20 protein-coding genes are annotated in these 17,585 nt (G+C 59.0%); 9 read left to right on the top strand and 11 right to left on the bottom strand.

The window, feature by feature from the left end; all coding sequences use genetic code 11:
* Positions 1–25 precede the first annotated feature (25 nt).
* The 4 genes from ACRQ1B_RS01540 to ACRQ1B_RS01525 all read left to right on the top strand — a co-directional run bounded on the left by ACRQ1B_RS01540 (position 26) and on the right by ACRQ1B_RS01525 (position 2,896).
* Positions 26–670, top strand: coding sequence for a DUF1007 family protein (locus tag ACRQ1B_RS01540; protein ID WP_432291915.1), 645 nt, complete (start codon positions 26–28; stop codon positions 668–670).
* Positions 664–1,683: a nickel/cobalt transporter gene (locus ACRQ1B_RS01535; protein WP_432291914.1), complete on the top strand. Its 1,020-nt coding sequence runs from the start codon at positions 664–666 to the stop codon at positions 1,681–1,683. Before ACRQ1B_RS01540 ends, ACRQ1B_RS01535 begins: the two co-directional genes overlap by 7 nt.
* Positions 1,684–1,762: 79 nt before the next feature.
* Positions 1,763–2,299 (top strand): hypothetical protein, encoded by a 537-nt coding sequence (locus ACRQ1B_RS01530; RefSeq protein ID WP_432291913.1) that lies wholly within the window; start codon positions 1,763–1,765, stop codon positions 2,297–2,299.
* A 51-nt stretch (positions 2,300–2,350) separates the two neighbouring features.
* Positions 2,351–2,896 carry a hypothetical protein gene (locus ACRQ1B_RS01525; RefSeq protein WP_432291912.1) on the top strand — a complete coding sequence of 182 codons (546 nt, stop codon included), beginning with the start codon at positions 2,351–2,353 and terminating at the stop codon, positions 2,894–2,896.
* On the opposite strand, the gene ACRQ1B_RS01520 is transcribed toward ACRQ1B_RS01525, so the two are convergent.
* Entirely contained in the window at positions 2,884–3,099 is a 216-nt protein-coding gene (locus ACRQ1B_RS01520) for a hypothetical protein (RefSeq protein WP_432291911.1), read from the bottom strand. The two genes, ACRQ1B_RS01525 and ACRQ1B_RS01520, sit on opposite strands and share 13 nt — an antisense overlap.
* A complete protein-coding gene (locus ACRQ1B_RS01515) occupies positions 3,096–3,791 on the bottom strand; it encodes a GNAT family N-acetyltransferase (RefSeq protein WP_432291910.1) in 696 nt (231 codons plus the stop codon). The genes ACRQ1B_RS01520 and ACRQ1B_RS01515 overlap by 4 nt, the downstream gene beginning before the upstream one ends.
* A gap of 267 nt (positions 3,792–4,058) precedes the next feature.
* Here ACRQ1B_RS01515 and ACRQ1B_RS01510 point away from each other — a divergent pair, with 267 nt between their 5' ends.
* Positions 4,059–4,976 carry a hypothetical protein gene (locus ACRQ1B_RS01510; protein ID WP_432291909.1) on the top strand — a complete coding sequence of 306 codons (918 nt, stop codon included), beginning with the start codon at positions 4,059–4,061 and terminating at the stop codon, positions 4,974–4,976.
* A 75-nt stretch (positions 4,977–5,051) separates the two neighbouring features.
* Here ACRQ1B_RS01510 and ACRQ1B_RS01505 read toward each other — a convergent pair whose 3' ends face one another.
* Together ACRQ1B_RS01505 and ACRQ1B_RS01500 are read right to left on the bottom strand one after the other, a co-directional pair.
* Positions 5,052–5,765 (bottom strand): tellurite resistance TerB family protein, encoded by a 714-nt coding sequence (locus tag ACRQ1B_RS01505; protein WP_432291908.1) that lies wholly within the window; start codon positions 5,763–5,765, stop codon positions 5,052–5,054.
* 133 nt (positions 5,766–5,898) lie between these two features.
* Positions 5,899–6,537 carry a 2-dehydro-3-deoxy-phosphogluconate aldolase gene (locus tag ACRQ1B_RS01500; protein ID WP_432291907.1) on the bottom strand — a complete coding sequence of 213 codons (639 nt, stop codon included), beginning with the start codon at positions 6,535–6,537 and terminating at the stop codon, positions 5,899–5,901.
* A 147-nt stretch (positions 6,538–6,684) separates the two neighbouring features.
* On the opposite strand from ACRQ1B_RS01500, the gene ACRQ1B_RS01495 reads away from it, so the two are divergent.
* The 4 genes from ACRQ1B_RS01495 to ACRQ1B_RS01480 are packed head-to-tail and all read left to right on the top strand — an operon-like array spanning position 6,685 to position 9,394.
* On the top strand, positions 6,685–7,185 hold the full coding sequence (locus ACRQ1B_RS01495; protein ID WP_432291906.1) for a CYTH domain-containing protein: 501 nt from the start codon (positions 6,685–6,687) through the stop codon (positions 7,183–7,185).
* Positions 7,160–8,071, top strand: coding sequence for a CHAD domain-containing protein (locus ACRQ1B_RS01490; protein WP_432291905.1), 912 nt, complete (start codon positions 7,160–7,162; stop codon positions 8,069–8,071). The genes ACRQ1B_RS01495 and ACRQ1B_RS01490 overlap by 26 nt, the downstream gene beginning before the upstream one ends.
* A gap of 58 nt (positions 8,072–8,129) precedes the next feature.
* Complete coding sequence (gene trhO, locus ACRQ1B_RS01485) at positions 8,130–9,074, top strand: oxygen-dependent tRNA uridine(34) hydroxylase TrhO (RefSeq protein WP_432291904.1); 945 nt, start codon at positions 8,130–8,132, stop codon at positions 9,072–9,074.
* Complete coding sequence (locus ACRQ1B_RS01480) at positions 9,074–9,394, top strand: low molecular weight protein tyrosine phosphatase family protein (protein WP_432291903.1); 321 nt, start codon at positions 9,074–9,076, stop codon at positions 9,392–9,394. The genes trhO and ACRQ1B_RS01480 overlap by 1 nt, the downstream gene beginning before the upstream one ends.
* An 18-nt stretch (positions 9,395–9,412) precedes the next feature.
* On the opposite strand, the gene ACRQ1B_RS01475 is transcribed toward ACRQ1B_RS01480, so the two are convergent.
* From ACRQ1B_RS01475 to ACRQ1B_RS01445, 7 genes are all read right to left on the bottom strand, one after another.
* Complete coding sequence (locus tag ACRQ1B_RS01475) at positions 9,413–9,859, bottom strand: hypothetical protein (protein ID WP_432291902.1); 447 nt, start codon at positions 9,857–9,859, stop codon at positions 9,413–9,415.
* A complete protein-coding gene (locus ACRQ1B_RS01470; protein ID WP_432291901.1) occupies positions 9,859–12,042 on the bottom strand; it encodes a putative bifunctional diguanylate cyclase/phosphodiesterase in 2,184 nt (727 codons plus the stop codon). The genes ACRQ1B_RS01475 and ACRQ1B_RS01470 overlap by 1 nt, the downstream gene beginning before the upstream one ends.
* 141 nt (positions 12,043–12,183) lie before the next feature.
* Positions 12,184–12,960 carry a MetQ/NlpA family ABC transporter substrate-binding protein gene (locus ACRQ1B_RS01465; protein WP_432291900.1) on the bottom strand — a complete coding sequence of 259 codons (777 nt, stop codon included), beginning with the start codon at positions 12,958–12,960 and terminating at the stop codon, positions 12,184–12,186.
* 82 nt (positions 12,961–13,042) lie between these two features.
* Positions 13,043–13,822, bottom strand: coding sequence for a MetQ/NlpA family ABC transporter substrate-binding protein (locus ACRQ1B_RS01460; protein WP_432291899.1), 780 nt, complete (start codon positions 13,820–13,822; stop codon positions 13,043–13,045).
* A 22-nt stretch (positions 13,823–13,844) separates the two neighbouring features.
* Positions 13,845–14,513: a methionine ABC transporter permease gene (locus tag ACRQ1B_RS01455; protein ID WP_432291898.1), complete on the bottom strand. Its 669-nt coding sequence runs from the start codon at positions 14,511–14,513 to the stop codon at positions 13,845–13,847.
* Positions 14,503–15,534, bottom strand: coding sequence for a methionine ABC transporter ATP-binding protein (locus tag ACRQ1B_RS01450; RefSeq protein ID WP_432293785.1), 1,032 nt, complete (start codon positions 15,532–15,534; stop codon positions 14,503–14,505). Before ACRQ1B_RS01450 ends, ACRQ1B_RS01455 begins: the two co-directional genes overlap by 11 nt.
* Before the next feature lie 324 nt (positions 15,535–15,858).
* Positions 15,859–17,232: a GH1 family beta-glucosidase gene (locus ACRQ1B_RS01445; protein WP_432291897.1), complete on the bottom strand. Its 1,374-nt coding sequence runs from the start codon at positions 17,230–17,232 to the stop codon at positions 15,859–15,861.
* Positions 17,233–17,585 lie beyond the last annotated feature (353 nt).

The following is a 17,585-nucleotide window of genomic DNA, read 5'->3' as shown; positions in this document are numbered from 1 at the left end:
ACCATTTGGACAAAGAAGCCGAAGCATGAAGTTTTCCAGATCGATCATCGCCGCCGCCGCACTCTGCGCCCTGCCCCTGCCGGCGCTGGCGCATCCGCACATCTTTCTGGATGCGCGGCTGGAAGTGGTGGCCGGCGAAGACGGCAATCTGGCCGAGCTGCGCAATGTCTGGCGCTTCGACGAAGTGTTTTCCTCCAGCGTGATGCTTGATTTCGACAAAAATTCAGACCTCAAGCTAGACAATGAAGAGCTTGCCGAACTTGGCGAGACCATGCGCGCGTCGATGGAGGATTTTCACTACTTCACGACCATCTCCGTCGATGGCAAGGATGTGCCGGTAACCAAGCCGGGGATCATCCATGTGACATGGCAGCAAGGCCAGATCCTCGTCATCTTCGCGGTCAAACCGTCGAAGCAGGTACCACTGAAGGGCAAGCTCGCCTTCGGTGTCTATGATCCCTCCATGTACACCGCCGTCAACTTTCCGACCGACAAGGACCTGAAGGTAGAAGGAAAGGCTTTTGCCGCCTGCAAGCACAGCGTCGTCCGCCCCGATCCGGACGAGGTCATTGCCTCCAACAAGGACACGCTGACCGACGCCTTTTTCAACGATCCGACCGGCACCGACATGACCAAACTGTTCGCCACCCGCATGGAGGTGTCATGCTGAGCCTGCGACGTCTCACGCTCGTCATTTTCGGCACGCTGTTGATCGCCACCGCAGCACACGCGCAGTCGCCGCTCGGCGTCGGTTCGGCAGAACCCAGTTTTTCCATCGGCGGACCACTCGCCCCCTATTTCCAGTGGATCAACACCTACCAGCAAAGCTTTTACCGGGCGCTGACGGGCGCGTTGAAGGCGATGCGCGAAGATCCGTGGGCGCTGTCCGGCCTGATCGGCCTCTCGTTTGCCTATGGCGTTTTCCACGCCGCCGGCCCCGGCCACGGCAAGGCCGTCATCTCGTCCTACATGATCGCCAACGAAACCGCGCTGAAACGCGGCATGGCGATCTCCTTCCTGTCGGCATTGCTGCAGGGCGTCGCCGCCATCCTGCTCGTCGTCGTCGCCTATTTTGCCCTGCGTGGCACCGGCATCACGCTGACGCGCGCCACATGGGCGATGGAAGTCGCAAGCTTTGCCATGATCGCACTGTTCGGCCTCTGGCTGCTGACGCGAAAAATCTGGTCGCTGCGTCGCACGATGCCGTTGCAGGGCCTTGCCATGGCAGCCCCAACCGGCCCGACCGGATTGCGTTTCGAAGCGGTCGAAGTGCACAGTCATGACGATCTCGAGCCCGGCAATGTCTGCGCCGATTGCGGCCAGATGCACATGCCGGATGCGGCCGCCATGGGGGCCAAGGATTTCAGCCTGCACGAAGCATGGTCGGCCATTCTGGCCGTCGGCATGCGTCCCTGCTCCGGCGCCATTCTGGTCATGACCTTTTCGCTGCTGAACGGGCTTTATCTTGGCGGCGCACTGTCGGTGCTTGCGATGTCGATCGGCACCGCCATCACCGTCTCCATCCTGGCCACGCTCGCCGTCACGGCCAAGGATATCGCTGTGCGTTTTGCCGGTCCCGGCTCGCGCCGCGGCGAACGTATCACGCTCGGCGTCGAGATCGTCGCCGCCCTTTTCCTCGTGCTGATGGGCCTGTCGCTGCTGGGTGCGTCGTTGCAGGTGTGATTCTCGACTTCTTCGGCGGTGAACCCATATTGCCGGGGGAGATCAAGGGGGTGGGACGATGAGCGCGGAAGAGTAAGCTTTGACGATACATTCACAGGGATGGCGGCTGATAACGACCGCAGCCGTCGCTTTGGTGATGGTGACAGGCTTTATCGGCGGCAGCGCCTTTGCCGCAGGCTCCGTGCCGACATGGCAATCTGTCGGAGCCCTCTGGCTTCTGTGGTTTGGCTTTCAGGCAATCTGCCTGCTCTTGGGTTGCTGCATGGATTGGATAAGCGACAGACTCCGGAAGCCCACCCTCCGTCTTGCGCGACAGTGGTCGAAATTGCGGGTTCATCTGCGCCGCCGCTGGATCGGCGACCGCAGTCGCGAAGACTATCGAAAAGCCGAAGCCGGGATGATCTGGCCCATCATGGTGGTGATCGGATTGATCATTTGCCTCACCTCATTCGGTATGACGCTCGCCTTCCTGATCACGGCCGTCACACTCTTCATGGTCTACATCGTTACGCCATATTATCGGGATGCACCCACCAGACCGAAAAGCAGCATTGTTTTTGCCACGATCTTCAGCTTTGCCATGGGTTACGTGATGACAATGCCCGTGACCTACTGATCGAACGACCTTAGACACCATCATAGCAATATAAAGCCAACAGCCTTTGCAATGCCCCCAGCAACAAACCCTACAACGGCACATTCCCGTGGCTGGCAATGGCCGGCAAGACTGACCGTCGCCTTCACGGCGATGACAACCTTCGTGCTTGGTCGCATATTCAGCGGCGAGGCATTTTCCGCGTTGGAGGAAACGGCGACCGCCTGCCTGTTGTGGGCCCTCCTGCACATCACCTGCGTGCTCGCCGGCACGGCATGGGCTTTTTCGCAGTCAAACGTAACGATGCGCCGGTCTATAATCGGCCTCAAAAGGAAACGGCGCAGACTGCGCAATCACCTGAGAAGACGCTGGGCCGATCAGCGTCGGCGCAGGAATTCGCATTGGGAAGAAGATCTGATCTTCTGGCTTGTCCTGCTGTCAGCCTGCGCCGCCATGATGCTGAAACCGGTTTTGGGGATCATTCTGGCTATCGCAGCCGGCGTGATCTTCATCATATGGCTGGTCACACTGTGGCTCTACAAGAATGCTCATGACAATCCCGTAGGAGCCATAAGGGCATCTGCGTTGCTGGGGCTTGTTATGGGCTACACGTCCTGACGATCCCGCCGCCTCTGATACCGTGCCCGCAACCAGAAAATCCAGAAGAAACACAGGATCAGCAGCGTGCCGACAATGACGGCCAGAACCGGCGAAAAATCGCCGATCCACAACACAAGCGACGGCATGAAATAGATCACCACCATGGCGCCGCCGAGAATGAGGGCTGCGGCGATCGCCTGCGATTTCGCTTCGGGCGTCATGCAGAAACATCCTTCGAAATTTCGGCGCGAATATCTTCCAGCTTGCGCTTCTGCTGACCGTCCGCGTCAAAATTCTCCGACGCAAGCCAGGCTTCAAAAGCCTTGCCGATCACCGGCCATTCGCTGTCGATCATCGAAAACCACGCGGTATCGCGGTTTTCACCACGCGAAATCAGGTGCTGGCGAAAGACGCCTTCGAAGGAGAAACCATAACGTTTGGCCGTCACCTTGCTCGGTTCGTTTTCGTTATGGCACTTCCATTCGTAACGACGGTAATCGAGATCCTCGAACACGTGTTTCGCCATCAGGTAATGCAGTTCGGTCGACATCGGCGAACGTTTCATCGCCACACCATGCGCCACCGAGCCGACCTCAACCACGCCGTTTTTCGGGTCCGGCCGCATGTAGCTTGCCATGCCCACCACCTTGCCCGTGGCGTTTTCGCGGGCAACCAGCGTCACGAAACCGGAATTGTCGCGCACATTGTCCAGCCATGCACCAAAGGCCTCGGCCGTATCGTAGTGGTCGTTGGGAAAATAGCGGATCAGTTCGTTGATGGCATCGGCACCGCCCAGCGCATCCCACAGCTCGGCCAGATGTTTTGCCCTCTCATAAGGTTCCAGGGTAACGAAACGACCCTTGAGCGTGACGGGTGCGGGAGCGGCAGGCTTGTAGGTGGAAAGATCGCGCATGAATGCCTCTGCAATTGATGTTTTCGAAGCTAAGCGAGGCCCTTGCGAAAGGCAACGACAAAGCTTTGCCGATGAATTCAGGGTATTTTCCCGGTTCGTTTTGGGGTGGACAAACGAGGCCAGAAACCTAATTTGCGCACCGTTGAATAAAGTCAAATGACTGTCATTTTCGCCGACGGCAACGACCGCGCGGCGCTTACGAAAGATATTTTTCGCCAATCCAATCAACAGAAACGGACGGGAAACACGATGGGACCAGGATCAGCAATGAGGGACGCAAAGCTTGCGACCCAGGCGGCCAAGCAGCAGTCGAAAGCGCCTCAAGGCTTCCGCGAAATCAATCTCAACGTCACGCCTGTCCTGAGCGGCTGCGGCCCGGGAGCGACGGCAACCGGCCTCACCTTCGACGGTTATTCCGCCGACGACAGCTACCTTAACAGCCAGTTCCAGTGCGGCGGCAAATACAGCCTCAAGGGCTCGCATTACGAAGGCGTCGCCGGCATTACCGACGATGGCACGACGATCTTTGCCGTCAACAGCCGCATCAATGGCGTGCATCGCACGATGATGGGTGCCTTCGATATCGACGGCAAACCAAAAGCGCCGTCGACAGCTCAGGAAAAGATCCTGGCTGGCCTTCTGAAAAATTCGGAACGGCGCATCAAGCCCGACGCCAAAAGCTCGGGCGTTCTCGGTGTATCGACGAACGGCACCAATCCCCGCGGCGGTGTGTATGTCGGCGACAGAAAGATCGTCTACGATTTCGGTTTCCGCCTCAGCGATGATCCGGCGGCAAACGATCCGAAAAAATATGTCGACTTCAGCACCAGCGTCGAAACCGACTTCAACAATCGCGTTACCCATCAGTCCTATGACATCAAGGGACGCAACGACAAGTTCACGGCCTTTGCCGGCATGGATCGCAATGGCAATGGCAGCAGTATGAGCTACCGCGCCGGGGTCGGTTATGCGGATGTTTCCGCCTCCGCGCGCCACGCGAACAATGGCGGCGTCAAGACCAGCGAAGTCGACCTTGCCTGGAATATCAACAAGGAAATGACGCTGACGGCGTCGTGGCGTCCGGACAACCGCCCGCCGACCTCGCTTCCGGCCAGCACCTTCAAGGATCCCGGCGCGTTCAACGATTTTTCCAATTATTCGCTAAAACTCGAGATCAAGCTGTAAGCTGCAAATGTCGACAAAAAGGCCTCCCGCATCACCTGCGGGAGGCCTTTTTTCATCGTCTGAAACCCGATCCGATCAGGCCTGAACCTTGGCCGCCGACACCGTCGCATCGATATGATCGACCAGCGCATCCGGCAGATTGAGGCGGCCCGCCAACAGGTCAAGATAACCGCGCTCGGCGCGCGTGTCCGGCTCGATGGTCAGGCGGGTTGCGGTATAAAGCTCGACCTTCTGTTCCTCCGTGCGGGCAGCGGCGACAAGTTCGTCGATATCGACCGGGTTTGCCAGCTCATCGCGGATGAAGGCTTCGGCCTCAGAGCCGAGATCAACCTCATGAACCTTTTCCATGATGTTGGCGCGCTCGGCGGCGTCGATATGACCGTCGGCCTTGGCGGCTGCGATCATGGCGCGGATCAGCGTCAGGGCAAAATCGTTGGAGAGCTGCGGCGATTGCAGGCTGAAGGCGCTATCCGGTGGCGGCAGCGCGATCGGCTCGTTGCTGGCCGGCGTCGGTTGCGGGGCAGCCTGCGGCGACTTGCCGGACTGATAGTTCTTGTAGGCGAGGTAACCGAGGCCGGCGACAGCGGCAATACCGCCGATCGTCGCCACATTGCCGGCCAGCTTGCGGCCCGTCTTGGTGCCCAGAATGGCGGCTGCAATGCCAGCGGACTTCAGGGGATTGTTCTTCGCGATACCGCCGAACTGGCCGGCCTTGTCACGGACGCTTCCCGAAAGGCCAGGCACCTGCGAACCGAGGAACTGGTCTAGAAGCTTCTTGGCGTCGAACATTCAAATCTCCTGATCGTGAAACACTGATCCGGAGATAGGGATTGTCGCGGCGAAATCAAAAAGGATGACGAAAATGTCATGAGGCGGCCCGCATGACGGACCGCCTCATGAAAACCGTTCCAGAACCTTCAGCTCAGGCCTTCAGCGCAAAGGCTTCGGAAGCGAGCTTGGTGATGCCGGCCCAGTCACCGGCCTCGATCAGTTCCTTCGGGGCAACCCAGGAACCGCCGACGCAGACGACATTCGGCAGAGACAGGTAATCCTTGGCATTCTTCAGCGAGATGCCACCGGTCGGGCAGAACAGCGTGCCGGCGAGCGGCGAGGACCAGGCCTTCAGCATGGGTGCGCCACCGTTCTGTTCGGCGGGGAAGAATTTCATGACGTCGTAACCGGCTTCGCGCAGCGTCATGACATCGCTCGGCGTTGCCGTGCCCGGCAGAAGCGGAACCGCGCTATCGTTGGCGGCGGAAAGTACGCTCGGCGAAACGCCCGGGGATACGATGAAGGTGGAACCGGCCTTGACGGCGGCTTCGTAATCCTTGGAATTGAGAATGGTGCCGGCACCGACATTGGCGCCTTCCACTTCGGCTGCGACTGCCTTGATGGCGTCGAGGGCGGCCGGCGTGCGCAGCGTGATCTCGATGGCGCGCAGGCCACCGGCGACCAGCGCCCGGGCAAGGTTCACCGCCGACTTCGCGTCGTCCACGATCAGCACCGGAACGACCGGCTGCAGCTTGAGGATGGAAAGGACTTTTTCTGTCTTACCGCTCATCATCTTATCCGTTTGAAACGATTAAAGTGTGTTTTCGAATACTCCCCGCACCATCTGATGTCGAGGGAAAATGCCGTTGCGACACAATGCGGGGCTGGTCGAAAGTGTCGCATTGCCATAGGTTTGATGTCAACGGACGGGAGCACCATGGCCAAGGAAATCGAGCGCAAGTTTCTGGTAGCGAATGACGGCTGGAAGGCCGGCGTCGGTGAAACCAACAGTTTTCTGCAGGCCTATGTCGCAACCGGCGACGACCGTTCGATCCGGGTGCGCATCATTGACGGCATACGCGCCCGCCTGACGATCAAGCTGGGCCGCGAACTGCTGGTGCGCGACGAATTCGAATATGACATTCCGGTCAGCGATGCGGAAGAACTGATGCAGGCGGCCATCGGGCTCGTTCTGGAAAAGACGCGGCACCGGGTGGAATATCGCGGCTTTACCTTCGAGGTGGACGAGTTTGCCGGCTTCTACCATGGCCTCGTCGTTGCCGAGGTGGAAATGCAAAGCGAAGACGATAAGCCGGAGCTGCCGGCGTGGCTTGGCCGCGAAGTGACCGGCGACAAACGGTATTCCAACATGGCCATGGCCACCAATGAGGATCTCAGCACGGAGTTGGGCCATGGCCTATCGAATCCGCCCCTCTGAGCCGTTCACACAGGAAATTCGCGCGGTTGCGGAAAAGCAGCTTGGCCGTGCCGTCACCCTGCTGGAAGAGCAGCCGGATGGCCAGCACAAGGCGATCCACGATGCCCGAAAGCGTTTCAAGCGGGTGCGGGCGCTCTACCGGCTGATCGAACCGGATGCCAAGGCGTTTCGAAAAGCGGAAAACGCCCGCATCCGCGATGTCGCCAAATCGCTATCGACCGCACGTGATGCGACGGCGCTGATCGAAACCACGGAATATCTGGTGAGCGACGCGACATCGGCGGAGGAGATCGCCGCCCTCACCTTCGCATCCAACGCGCTGATCGAGCGGCGCGATCGGATCGTGGCGGGCGAGACCGATCTCGAAGACAAGATCGCAGCAGCCATTGAACAAAGCCACGCTGCCATAGATGCCTTGCAAACGCTCGATCTTAACGACAATCCCGGCAAGGCAGGAAAGTGTCTTGGCAAGGCATGGCGCAAACAGCGCAATGCGGCCGCATCGGCGCTCGCCGCGTGCCATGCCAAGCCGGAAGCCGACGTCTTTCATGAACTTCGCAAATCCGGCCAGATCTACTGGATGCATCTTTCGCTGCTGCGCGATCTCTGGCCATCGGCCATGGCTGCAAAACACCAGGACGCCAAAAATCTGGTCGAACTCCTCGGTCACGAACATGACCTGTCGGTGCTGACACAGTTGATCAACGAACAGCCGGAGCTTTTTGGCGATGGCGATACGATGGCGCGGCTTCTGGGTGCCGTTATCGCCAAGCAACAGGCGCTGCGGCATCAGGCACTGGAGATGGCCGACACCGTGTTTGCCGATGATGGAGAGCAGGAAAGCCGCCTCATCGCCCTGCTGTGGAAAACCGCCGCAACTTCCTGATCATTTGTCACGATACAGGCCATTGCGAAGACGCGGCCAAAATTGTATTTCGTGCGCCATGACCGAAAACCAGACCCTTCCGCGCCCCGAGGCTACGGGCAGCTTTCTCGTGGCCGCCCTCTATCATTTCGCCCGCTTCGAACGTTTCGAAAGCGTGCAAAAGCCGCTGCAGGCCTTTTGTGATGAAAACGGTATCAAGGGCACGCTGCTGATCGCGCGCGAAGGCATCAACGGCACGGTGGCCGGCACGGATGCGGGCATTGCTAGATTGCTCGCACATCTGCGCGCCATGCCGGAATTTGCGGCGCTCGAACATAAAGAGAGCCGGGCGTCAAAAATGCCTTTCGTGCGCATGAAGGTGAAGCTCAAGAAAGAGATCGTCACCATGGGCGTCGAGGATATCGACCCCAACCGCATCGTCGGCACCTATGTCGATCCAAAGGACTGGAACGCGCTGATCTCCGATCCGGAAACCATCCTGATCGACACGCGCAACGACTACGAAACCGCGATCGGCATTTTCAAAGGCGCGGTCGACCCGAATACCAAAACGTTTCGCGAGTTCCCGGACTGGGTGCGCAACAATGCCGGCCTGCACAACAAGCCGAAGATCGCCATGTATTGCACAGGCGGCATCCGCTGCGAAAAGGCCACGGCCTTCATGAAGGAAGAAGGCTTTGAGGAAGTCTATCACCTCAAGGGCGGCATCCTGAAATATCTCGAGGAGGTGCCGCAGGAAGAAAGCCTGTGGGAAGGCGCCTGTTTCGTGTTCGACGAGCGCGTCTCGGTCGAGCACGGGCTGAAGGAAGGCAATCACAAGCTCTGCCACGCCTGCCGCAACCCGATCACGGCGGAAGAGATCACCTCGGAAAAATACGAGGAAGGCGTCTCCTGCTCCAATTGCTATGACAGCCGCACCGAAGAAGACCGCCTGCGTTACCGCCAGCGCCAGCTGCAAATTGCTCTCGCGAAAAAGCGCGGCCAGAAACATATCGGCGGCTGATGAAAAATATCCTGTTCGTCTGCAGCCAGAACAAACTGCGCAGCCCGACTGCCGAACAGGTTTTTGCCGGCTGGACGAACGTGGAAACCGCCTCGGCCGGCACCAATAACGACGCGGAAAACCCGCTCTCGCCAGAACTGGTGGAATGGGCGGACATCATCTTCGTGATGGAGCGCACCCACCGCACAAAGCTGCAAACGCGCTACCGGGCGGCGATGAAAAAAGCGCGGCTGATCTGCCTCGACATTCCCGATGATTACCAGTTTATGGAACCGGCTCTGGTGGAGTTGTTGAAGGCGAAGGTTGGGCGGTATTTATAAAGTACAACGCGGCAAACCCTAAAGCCCAGCACGTTGAAAACCGGTCATCCTTGAAGCGATCAGGCCACCCATCGCAACGATACTGGAAAGACAGAAAATCTGCAGGTATGGGTCGCCAACACCAAATGCCGTTAAAAAGAAATTGCCACAGTCCAGGCTCATCATGATGGATGCTAAAGCCGCGCCGTAAGCGCCGAAGAATACCCCAATTTCGAGAAGCGCTATCCGACGCTTCCAATGACGTGCCCGCCAAAGGATACAGGGGATGACGATGGTCAGGAAAGTCATCGCGACTTCGTCATCGCCACCGGATGAAAGCAGCTCACCACGTCGAAAAGGTGTCTCGGCAGGCCCGGCCCAAAAGCCGGAATACGCCGCAAAACCCAATGCAGATGCGACAGCGATCATCGCTGAGAGACAGAAGATCAGTGAGACGAGGGCATTTCTTGCGGCACCGGCAGGCATCAACTCCCCACCCTCTGCTCCAGCACCATCCGGCCGATCGCATCGCCCGGCATCGGCCTGCCGAAGAAATACCCCTGCAATTCGTCGCAACCGCTGAGCCGCAAAATTTTTGCCTGATCCTCGGTCTCAACGCCTTCCGCTGTCACCGGAATATCGAGCGCACGCGCCAGCGCCACGGTGGCCTGCAGCAGGTCGACGGCGCTGCCGCCTTCGGCCACCGTTGCCACCAGCGACTGGTCGATCTTCATGCGGTCAAAACCGAACTGGCGCAGGTACCCGACGCTGGAAAAACCCGAGCCGAAATCATCGAGCGCGATTTTCACCCCGATCGCCTTCAGGCTGTCGATGGCGACAAGCGCGCGGGCCGGATTGCGAATGAAATAGCTCTCGGTCATTTCCAGCGTGATACGGCTTGGATCCACACCGATATCGCTAAACGTCTGGGCAACATAACCGGCAAAGGCCGGATCACGGAACTGGCCGGGGGAAATATTGACGGCAAGCCGCAGGTCGGGCCATTGCCGCACGGCGCGGCAAGCGGTGCGCAAAACGCTGAGGCCCAGCTGGTCGATCATGCCTGTCTGTTCGGCGATGCCGATGAACACTTCCGGGCTAACCGGACCATGCCCCGGCCGGTTCCAGCGGGCAAGCGCCTCCACCGAGACCATGCGTCCGTCGCGCGCATCGACAACCGGCTGATAGACGACACCGATCTCGCTGTTTTCGATCGCGCGGCGCAGGTCGATTTCCAGCTGATTGCGCTCCTCGCGTTCGGCATCCATGGATGGCGAATACACAGTCCACCGACCGCGACCGGCATCCTTGGACTGGTACATCGCCATATCGGCCCGACGCAACAATTCCTCGCCCGAAACGGTGCCGCGCGCAGAAACGGCCACGCCGATACTGGTGCCGACCACGGCCACCCGCTCGCCGATCACGAAAGGTTCGGCGAAAAAGCCGAGAATACGTTCGCAAAGTTCCGGCACCACGGTTTCCTGCTCCCGCGTGTTCATGGCGATGGCAAACTCGTCGCCGCCGACGCGCGCAATGGTCGCCTGCCTGCCGATAAGAGCCGACAGGCCGGCGGACACGCCACGAATGAGATTATCGCCTGTGCCATGGCCATAGGCGTCGTTGACTTCCTTGAACCCGTCGAGGTCGAGGTAAAGCAACAGCACGTCGTCATTGCTGTTTTCGGCAAGCGAGACAAGCTCGCGCAGATTGGCGAACAGGCCGTAACGGTTGGAAAGACCGCTTAGCGTATCCAGACGCGACAGCCCCACCGCCGCCGCCTCTTCCGCCTTGATCTGGCTCAGCAGGCGCGATCCGCTGACGAAGAGCAGGATGAAATAAATCGCCACCATGGCGATCGCACCAAGCACCAGCGGCTGCACCTGTGCAAGGCTGGCGCTGCCGGGAAGGCGTGAGGTCCAGGTCAGCCCGCCGATTGCATGGCCATCGGCATCGCGGATTTCCACGTGATTGGCTGGCCGTTCACCTTCGTCGGCAAGGCTTAGGCCCGAAACCACGTAGGTTCTTGCCATGCCCTTGATATCGTTCTCATGCAGATGGCGCAGCAGAACGAGATAACGGCGTGCCGCCGGATCATGATCGATGCGGCCGCTTTTCTGGCGCACCAGACCGATGGAAACGGCGGCAATGCCGCGCGGCGTGCGGATGAAGGCATTGCCCTCCGGCGTCGCTTCCGGCGCAGAATTGCGCACGCTGTCGAAGAGCGTCTGGAAAGATGAATCGAAATAGGTCTTGATTGTCCAGTCTGCCGGCGCACCGGCTTCATAGGTCATCAGCGCCCGTTCTTCGGCGTCCAGCACCACGGCGGCATCGAAGAGATTGTTGTTGGCGGTCATATCGCCGAAATTGCTGATCACCCAGTCCATGCCGTCGGCGGCATAGACATAGCGATCGGCATCGTCCCAGGCGGCATAGTCGTTCAGCGTCGCGCCGAGATGGTTGCGAAAGGTCTGCAGCGCACCGATCGTGGTTTCGCGCGACCGTTCGTCATCCAGCCGGTTGGCATGTTCGCCCACACGGTCGAGCGCTGTCAGCACCATGCTGGTGACGATCACCATGACGGCAGCAAAGATGACAAGCAGCGAGCGCACGAGCGAACGACGCTGTGCGACAGAAGACTGCTTCGGACGCGAAGATAGGACCCGCATATTTTCCCCCGAACCCAAGATACGTTGCGAGGGTTCAAATTTTGTTTATCGCCAACAAAATCGGGGCGCAAACCCTACCAATGCAAAAAGGCGGCCCGGCAAGGCCGGACCGCCCTTATTGCAGTGGACTATTTGACGCTCTTACCAGGAAGCGATCAGGGCACCCTTGTATTCATCATTGATGAACTTGCGGATGCTTTCATCGTGGTAGGATTCAACCAGGGTCTTGACCCAAGGCTGGTCCTTGTCGGCAGTGCGAACGACGATGATGTTGGCGTAAGGCGACTGTTCACCCTCGATCGCGATGGCATCCTTCTTCGGATTGAGGCCGGCTTCCATGGCGTAGTTGGTGTTGATGACGGCGGCATCGACATCATCGAGCGAACGCGGCAGCTGGGCGGCGTCGATTTCGGCAAACTCGATCTTCTTCGGGTTCTCGATGATGTCGGCAGGCGTCACCTTGATGCCGGCATCGTCCTTGAACTTGATGAGACCCTTGGCGGCCAGAACCAGCAGCGCGCGGCCACCATTGGTCGGGTCGTTCGGGATGGCGACGGTCGAACCTTCCTTCAGTTCGTCGAGGCTCTTCACCTTCTTGGAATAGACGCCCATCGGGGTGGTGATGGTCTTGCCCACGCTGACGAGATCGAACTTGCGGTCAGCGATCTGGTTGTCGAGATAGGGCTGATGCTGGAAGGAATTGGCGTTGATGTCGCCGTCGTTCAACGCCTGGTTCGGCACGACATAGTCGGAGAACTCGATGATATCGATGTTGAGGCCCTTCGTGGCGGCGACTTCCTTGACCTTTTCCATGATCTTGGCGTGTTCGCCGGCCGAAACGCCGACCTTGATGTCCTCGGCAAGAGCCGAACCGGCAGCGAGAACGGCGAGCGTTGCCGCGATGATGAGTTTTTTCATTGGTGTTTCCTCACGATTGTCATTTGGTTTCTAAGGCAGCGCCGACTCTCTTGGGACAGAATCGGCGTTACAATTGAATGGCTTACCAGGTGGGCGTAATTGCGCCCTTGAAGGTTTCGTCGATAAAGGCCTTCACTTCCGGGCTGTGATAGCTTTCGACAAAGGTCTTTACCCACTCGGCATCCTTGTCCTTGGCGCGCACGGCGATGATGCCGACGTAAGGCGCCTTGGTGCTTTCCTGGAAAATGCCGTCCGACTTAGGGTTGAGGCCGGCGGCAAGTGCGTAATTGGTGGTGATGGCGGCGAGATCGACATCATCGAGCGAACGCGGCAGCTGGGCGGCGTCCAGTTCGGTGATGTTGAGGTTCTTTGGGTTTTCGGTGATGTCTGCGACAGATGCCTTGACGCCAATCCCGTCCTTCAACGTGATCAGCTTCTGATCAGCGAGCAAAAGCAGCGCGCGCGCCCCATTGCTCGGATCGTTCGGGATAGACACCGAAGCGCCGTCCTTCAGCTCGGAGAGTGCCTTGATCTTCTTGGAGTAACCGGCCATCGGGAAATTGACGGACTGGGCGACGCTGACGAGATCGAGCCCGCGTTCCTTCACCTGATTTTCCAGATAAGGCAGGTGCTGGAAGGAATTGATGTCGATATCGCCATCCGACAGCGCCTGATTGGGCACGACGTAATCGGAAAACTCGACGATATCGAGCTCAAGGCCCTTCCGCGCAGCAACTTCCTTGACCTTTTCAACCAGCTGCGCATGCGGGCCAGGTGTGACGCCGACCTTCTTCGTTTCGGCAAAAGCTGCACCGGTGGAAAAGAGAGCGGCGAGCGTCGCCGCAACAATCAGTTTCTTCATGATCTTACCCCTCTTCAAAAAATCAGTTCTTGCGATTGCGCTTGTCGAAACTGCGGGCCAGCGCATCACCGGCGCTCTGCACGAGCTGTACGAGCACGATCAGCACGATGACGACGGCGAGCATCATTTCCGGCATGAAACGCTGGTAACCGTAACGGATGCCGAGATCGCCCAGACCACCGCCGCCGACAGCGCCGACCATGGCGGAATAACCGATCAGGCTGACCATGGTCATGGTGAGTGCCGCCATCAGCGACGGACGCGCTTCGGCGAGCAGAACCTTGAAGACGATCTGCATTGGGGTCGCCCCCATGGCACGCGCCGCCTCGATCAGGCCCTTGTCGATCTCGCGGATCGCCGCCTCGACCAGACGCGCGAAGAACGGGATGGTCGCGATGGTCAAGGGCACGATGGCCGCATTGGTGCCGATCGAAGTGCCGGTGACGAAACGCGTGAACGGAATGATCGCCACGACCATGATGATGAAGGGCGTCGAACGGGCGGCGTTGACGATCAGGCCGATGATGCGGTTGATCATCGGCGCCGGAAACAGTTCGCCCTTGCCGCTGGTGGCGAGGAAAATACCGATCGGCAGGCCGATCAGCGAGCCGAGCAGGCCTGATATTGCCACCATCTGGCCGGTCTGGCCAAGCGATTTGAGGATAAGGCTGATCATCATCTCAAGCGACATAACCGAGAACCTCCGTGGTCAGGCCGGTTTCGGCATAAAACTGTTCGGCACGCGCAACGACGGCCGGGTCGGCGGAATAGGAGACGACCAGCGAACCAAAGGGCTCGCCGCCGATTTCCTCGATGCCTCCGGCCAGAATGTTGACGTCGGAGCCAAGTTCGGCGACCAGACGGCCGGTCAGCGGCTTGAAGGCAGTTTCGCCGAAGAAGACGAGACGCACGAGAACACGATCACCGACAGACGGCACCTGCTTGATGCTGTTGCGCAGCCATTCCGGCAGGTTGAGCGCCGAAGCCAGCAGAGTGCGCGTCGTCTCATGGCTCGGGTTGGCATAAACGTCGAATGTGCGGCCAGCTTCGACGATACGGCCGGCATCGATCACCGCCACGTGGCTGGCAATGGTTTTCACCACTTCCATCTCGTGGGTGATCAGGAGAACCGTGAGGTTCAGCTCGGCATTGATGCGCTTCAGCAGCTCCAGGATCGACTGCGTGGTTTCCGGATCGAGCGCCGAAGTGGCTTCGTCGGAAAGCAGCAGTTTTGGATCGGTCGCGAGCGCACGGGCGATGCCGACGCGCTGTTTCTGGCCGCCGGAAAGCTCCGAGGGATAACGATTGGCCTTGTCGCCAAGCCCGACGAGATCGAGCAGCGGACCGACCTTGGCCTTGATCGTCGCCTTGTCGACACCGGCGATTTCGAGCGGCAGCGCCACATTGTCGGAAGCGGTGCGCGACGACAGAAGGTTGAAGTGCTGAAAAATCATGCCGATCTGGCGGCGCAGGCCACGCAGGCCGTCTTCACCCAGCCCGCCGACCTCGATGCCGTCGACGATCACCTTGCCGGTCGTTGCCTTTTCCAGGCCGTTGACGAGGCGGATCAGTGTGGATTTTCCCGCGCCGGAGCGACCGATAATGCCGGTGATGGAGCCGCGCGCGACGGTGAGATCGATATCGGCCAACGCGGTAAAACCGCCTTCGCCGGCGGGACCATAGCGTTTTCCGACGCCTTCGAAGGCGACCATCGGCACTGTCGCCGCCTTGGCCGATTGATCGACCTCGGGCGCTGTGCGGGCAGCCGCTTGTTGGATTGTCATGTCTTACTCTCGGGTGTTGGTCTTCAGAAACTGGCGGCTCTATAGCCGTTTATGCACGCTTTAGCCAATCAGGCGGCACATTCGAAGACAAACACAGGCGACAATCATTTTTGACGGCTTTCGATACAGGCGGTTGCGGCAGAGGATTTCGCACTTCTCTTGACCGAGACTTATGCCGTCAGCGCCGACCATTGCACAGGGATGGTTTTCCGTTTGTGCAGTGCGGCAGGAAATAATCTTCCCGAATTTCCGTTATGTCGGCAGTTGATTTGACGAACCGAAAGTCGAGGCCAGCGCGCTGTACCAGTTGCCGCTTTTCTTGATGGTTCGCGTCTGGGTTTCATAATCGACATAAACGAGGCCGAAACGCATGCGATAGCCTTCCGCCCATTCGAAATTGTCCATCAGGCTCCAGGCGAAATAGCCCTTCATCGGATAACCGTCCTTCATCAGATCGGCGACGACACCCAGATGTTCAGCATAATAGTCGAGGCGCATGTCGTCCTCGATCCGGCCATCGACCAGTTCCGTATTGTCGCAGGCACCGTTTTCGGTCACGTAGCAATCCGGCAGGTCGTAACGGCGGTAGAGATCCTCGATCAGCAACTTCATCGCCGGCGCATAGATTTCCCAGCCGATATCCGTGGTCTTGTCACTCACGAACGGTGCCGGTGTCGTCGCCGGAAATTCAGCCCCTTCGGTCGGATCGGCGGACACACGCATCGGCGTGTAATAGTTCAGTCCCCACCAGTCGAGCTTTTGTGAGACCACGTCGAGATCGCTCTCCTCCACCGGTGGCATGCGATCGCCCAGCGCATCGAGCAGCGAGGCCGGATATTCGCCCTTGAAGACCGGGCCGAAAAACGCGCCGTTGTGGAAATCGAAGGCGCGTTCGGCGGCGGCCTTGTCCTCGGCACCGTCGCTGCCCGGAATGACCGAATGGGCATTCAGCACCAACCCCACCGGCACTTTTGGCGTGACATGACGGATGGCTTCGACGGCAAGCCCGTGCGCCAGATTGGTATGGTGCATGGCAGCCAGTGCCGCCTCCATGTTGCGCTCGCCCGGCGCATGCACGCCGTAGAGATGGGAAAGCCAGACCGAGCACCACGGCTCGTTGAAGGTCGCGACCGCATCGAGACGATCCCCGAGACGCGCCATCACAACCTTGGCGTAACGCTGGAAGGCGTATGCGGTCGATCGTGCAGCCCAGCCGCCCTCGCCCATCAGCGTCAGCGGCAGGTCCCAGTGATAGAGCGTCGCATAGGCCTTGATGCCACGCGCCTGCATACCGTCGAGAAGACGGTCGTAGAAATCGAGCCCCTTCTCGTTGATGCGTCCGGTGCCATCCGGAATGATGCGCGGCCATGCGATGGAAAAGCGATAGGCCTCGACGCCCATCTCCTTGATCAGATCGAGATCCTGTTCGAACCGATGATAGTGGTCGCAGGCGACTTCACCGTTGTGTCGCCCATAGCCGCGTCCGGGCATGTTGCAAAAAGCATCCCAGATCGAGGCTTTTCTCCCGTCCTCCTTCGCCGCACCTTCGATCTGGAAGGCAGCGGTGGCGACACCGAAAAGGAAATCCTTGGGAAAACGCGCGGCGAGGTGCTTCGGATCGTTCATGAGACAGGCCTGTTTTTTTCTGTCGGCGACAGCCGGATATCCGCAGCGATTTAGGCAGGCACGGGCCGGATGCACAGACCGCAGCGGCAAACTTTTTCAGCCTTGAGAGAAGACACGAAAACAATCCGGGTCAAGGCGTCATCTTGATGCGAACAGGAGCGTAAGTTTTGTCGAATGCACCGAATGCGAACGCAGATTGCGCGGTTTTTTGTCCATGTGCAAAAGTTTGCCTTCCAATAGATGTAAATGCATCAATTTCAACCACAGCTAACTTGTCCTTTGTCAAACTGCGGCGTAGAGCCGCAGTGTCAGATTGCCTCCTGCGCTAAAGTGACGCGCCCCTCCCGACGCGC

Origin of the sequence: Endobacterium panacihumi (assembly GCF_050847465.1) — a bacterium.
Lineage (GTDB): Bacteria > Pseudomonadota > Alphaproteobacteria > Rhizobiales > Rhizobiaceae > Neorhizobium > Neorhizobium panacihumi.
Note: the sequence above shows the minus strand (reverse complement) of the source record. Positions and strands in the feature narration are given on the sequence as shown.